The sequence below is a fragment of the Pseudomonas sp. genome, assembly GCF_037994325.1.
Lineage (GTDB): Bacteria > Pseudomonadota > Gammaproteobacteria > Pseudomonadales > Pseudomonadaceae > Aquipseudomonas.
Genome location: NZ_JBBNAH010000277.1, coordinates 1 through 3,737 on the forward strand (window position 1 = coordinate 1; position 3,737 = coordinate 3,737).

Sequence of the window (3,737 nt, forward strand, 5' to 3'; positions counted from 1 at the left end):
CTACACCAAGCTGATTACCGTCGCTAACGGCGATACGCTGTCAACGGTATTCCAGAAAGCCGGCCTTACACCTACACACCTGCATGAAGCGCTAAACAGCAGCAACGACGCCAAGCGCTTCGGCCAGTTGAAAGTCGGCCAAGTATTGGAAGTAAAACTGACCCAGGACGGCGGTCTGCAGCATCTGCAAAGCAAACTCAGCGATCTTGAAACCATCACCTTGGCCAAGACCGATAAAGGCTTCGACTTCAAACGCGACATTACTCAGCCCACTATCCGCACGGCTTACGCCCATGGCGTAATCGATAGTTCGCTGTTCTTGTCGGCCAAGCGCGCCGGCCTGTCGCACAACATGACCATGGACCTGGCCAATGTCTTTGGTTACGACATCGACTTCGCGCAAGACATCCGTGAAGGCGACGAATTTGAAGTGATCTACGAGCAAAAGGTGGTCAACGACAAGCCCGTTGGCTCCGGCAATATCCTCGCCGCGCGCTTTGTAAACCGTGGCAAGCCGTTTACCGCCGTGCGGTACACCAATAAACAAGGCTCCACCAGTTACTACACCGCTGATGGCAACAGCATGCGCAAAGCGTTTATCCGTACACCGGTAGACTTTGCCCGCATCAGCTCACGCTTTTCCGTAGGACGTTTCCACCCGATTTTGAACAAAATCCGCGCCCATAAAGGCGTGGACTACGCCGCACCGCGCGGTACGCCGATCAAAGCCGCTGGCGATGGCCGCGTGCAGCTGGCCGGTCGCCGTGGTGGTTACGGCAACACCATCATCATCCAGCACAATAAAACCTACACCACGCTGTACGGCCATATGCAGGGTTTTGCCAAAGGCATCAAAACCGGCAGCATGGTCAAGCAGGGTCAGGTCATTGGTTACATCGGCACTACCGGCCTGTCCACAGGTCCGCACTTGCACTACGAGTTCCAGGTCAATGGCGTGCACGTTGATCCACTAAGCCAAAAGCTGGCGATGGCCGACCCAATCTCCGGGCCGGACAAAACCCGTTTTATGCAGATGAGCAAACCGCTCATGGCACAGATGGATCAGGAAAAGGCCACCATGCTGGCCTTGAACAAGCGCTAAACGATGCCGCGCTATATAGGGGTAATGTCCGGTACCAGCCTTGATGGGCTGGACATCGCTCTTATCGAGCAGGAGCAACACACCAGCCTGCTCGCCACCCACTATCTACCCATGCCTGACGACCTGCGTGCAGACCTACTGGCTCTGTGCAGCCCTGGTCCGGACGAACTGGCCCGCAGCGCAATCGCTGAGCAACACTGGGCCCGCCTTGCCGCCCAAGGCGTGCATGCCCTGCTCAGCGAACAAAACCTCAACCCCGCAGACATCCGTGCCATCGGTAGCCACGGCCAAACCGTGCGCCATGAGCCCGCCCGCGGTTTCACCGTACAGATTGGCAACCCCGCTCTACTCACCGAGCTGACTGGTATCACCGTAGTTGCCGACTTCCGCCGCCGTGACGTAGCCGCTGGCGGCCAAGGCGCTCCGCTGGTGCCAGCTTTCCACGACGCGCTGTTTAGCGATGGCAGGAGCCGACGTGCTGTATTGAATGTGGGGGGATTTAGCAACCTCAGCCTGCTTGATCCGAGTAAGCCAGTGCATGGCTTTGACTCCGGCCCCGGCAATGTCCTGCTGGATGCCTGGATCAATCGCCATAAAGGCCTGGCTTACGACCGCAATGGCGAGTGGGCGGCCAGCGGCCAGGTAACGGCGGATTTGCTAAGCACCCTGCTTAGCGACCCGTTCTTCACTACCCAAGGTCCGAAAAGCACCGGCCGCGAGCTGTTTAACTTGCCGTGGCTCGATCAGCACCTGAGCCAGTTACCCGCCATCGCACCAGCAGACGTGCAAGCCACACTGCTGGAGATGACCGCGCAGAGCATCATCGCGTCGCTGAAAAACGCGCAACAAGGCACCCAACAGTTACTGGTCTGCGGCGGTGGCGCCCATAACCTCACCTTAATGCAGCGCCTCGCCGAGTTGATGCCGGGTTGCACGGTCGCCAGCACCGGCGACTACGGCGTGGCGGCCGACTGGGTCGAAGCCATGGCCTTTGCCTGGCTGGCCCATTGCTGCCTCGAAGGCATTCCCAGCAATCGCCCCAGCGTCACAGGCGCCAAGGGCCTGCGCATACTGGGCGCCATCTACCCCGCCTGACTCCCAGAAACGACAACGCCGCGCAGAGGCGCGGCGTTGATACAAGCAACAGCGATCAGATCGAGAACGAAGAACCGCAGCCGCAGGTGGTGGTGGCGTTCGGGTTTTTGATCACGAATCGCGAACCTTCCAGGCCTTCCTGATAATCCACTTCGGCACCGGCCAGGTACTGGAAACTCATCGGGTCGACCACCAGGCTCACGCCTTCGCGTTCAACGATGGTGTCATCGTCAGCCACTTCTTCATCAAAGGTGAAGCCGTACTGGAAGCCCGAACAACCGCCGCCCGTAACGAACACACGCAGTTTCAGACGTGGATTGCCTTCCTCATCAACAAGGTTTTTCACCTTGCTCGCCGCACCCTGCGTGAATTGCAACGGCGTGGGGGTGAAGGATTCGACGACGCTCATGCTGTCTTTCTCCCGGCTATTAGCCGACGTATTACAAAGGGGACGCGGGCATTATCCGCTTCACCTACCAAAACGGTCAACTATTGATCAGCACCACCAACCGCAGTGCTGACCAATAGAACACGCTTAAGGCAGCAAGGCCGCGTGGGACAGGCCCAGACGCTCATCCAAACCGAACAGGATATTCATGTTCTGCACAGCCTGACCGGAGGCGCCCTTAACCAAGTTATCGATCACCGACAGCACCACGACCAAGTCGCCGCCTTGCGGGCGGTGCACGGCAATACGGCACACATTGGCGCCACGCACACTGCGGGTTTCCGGGTGGCTGCCGGCTGGCATCACATCCACAAACGGCTCATTGGCATAGCGCTTTTCAAACAGTTCCTGCAGGTTTATCGACTGGTCCGCCACGGTGGCGTACAGCGTCGAGTGGATACCGCGAATCATCGGCGTCAGATGCGGAACAAAGGTCAGACCGACATCGCCACCGGCCGCACGACGCAGACCTTGGCTGATTTCCGGCAAGTGCCGGTGACCTTTCACCGAGTACGCCATCATGCTCTCGCCGGCTTCACAGAACAGCGAGCCAACTTTGGCGCCACGGCCAGCGCCACTCACGCCGGACTTACAGTCAGCGATCAAGCGGCTGGTGTCAGTAATGCCAGCTTCCAGCAGCGGCAAAAAGCCCAGTTGTGTAGCCGTCGGGTAGCAGCCAGGCACGGCGATCAGGCGGGCGCTTTTGATTTGTTCACGATTGACTTCCGGCAAGCCATAAACCGCTTCACCCAGCAGTTCCGGCGCGCCATGGGGCTGGCCGTACCACTTGGCCCACTCATCGGCATCTTGCAAACGGAAGTCAGCAGAAAGGTCGATAACCTTGGTGCCTGCGGCCAGCAGCTCACCGGCCAGGGCATGGGCAACACCGTGGGGCGTGGCAAAGAACACCACGTCGCAGGCGGCCAGGGTTTGCGTGTCGGGCACGGTAAAGGACAGGTTGTCGTAGTGACCGCGCAGGTTCGGGTACATCTCATCGACGCGCGTGCCAGTTTCCGAGCGCGAGGTAATCACCACCACCTCAGCCTGCGGATGCTGAGCCAACAGACGCAGCAACTCGACCCCGGTGTAGCC

The 3,737-nt window shown here is 59.1% G+C and carries 4 protein-coding genes; 2 read left to right on the forward strand and 2 right to left on the reverse strand.

Features of this window, described 5'->3' with window-relative positions; translation table 11 throughout:
* Both AAAB16_RS09265 and AAAB16_RS09270 read left to right on the forward strand, forming a co-directional pair.
* A partial coding sequence (locus tag AAAB16_RS09265; RefSeq protein WP_340663076.1) for a peptidoglycan DD-metalloendopeptidase family protein occupies positions 1-1,102 on the forward strand: 1,102 nt, incomplete at its 5' end.
* A gap of 3 nt (positions 1,103-1,105) precedes the next feature.
* On the forward strand, positions 1,106-2,197 hold the full coding sequence (locus AAAB16_RS09270; RefSeq protein WP_340663077.1) for an anhydro-N-acetylmuramic acid kinase: 1,092 nt from the start codon (positions 1,106-1,108) through the stop codon (positions 2,195-2,197).
* A 55-nt stretch (positions 2,198-2,252) separates the two neighbouring features.
* Here the strand turns inward: AAAB16_RS09270 and erpA are convergent, their stop codons facing one another.
* The gene (erpA, locus tag AAAB16_RS09275) at positions 2,253-2,606 is read right to left on the reverse strand and encodes an iron-sulfur cluster insertion protein ErpA (protein WP_110615152.1); all 354 of its coding nucleotides are present in this window, start codon (positions 2,604-2,606) and stop codon (positions 2,253-2,255) included.
* Between the two features lie 126 nt (positions 2,607-2,732).
* Positions 2,733-3,737 (reverse strand): N-acetyl-gamma-glutamyl-phosphate reductase (gene argC / locus AAAB16_RS09280; protein WP_340663078.1); only part of this gene is annotated, 1,005 nt, incomplete at its 5' end.

Excerpts from the sequence above, each read along its gene's own strand:
- erpA (WP_110615152.1), bottom strand. The coding sequence starts at position 2,606 with ATGAGCGTCGTCGAATCCTTCACCCCCACGCCGTTGCAATTCACGCAG.
- AAAB16_RS09270 (WP_340663077.1), top strand. The coding sequence starts at position 1,106 with ATGCCGCGCTATATAGGGGTAATGTCCGGTACCAGCCTTGATGGGCTG.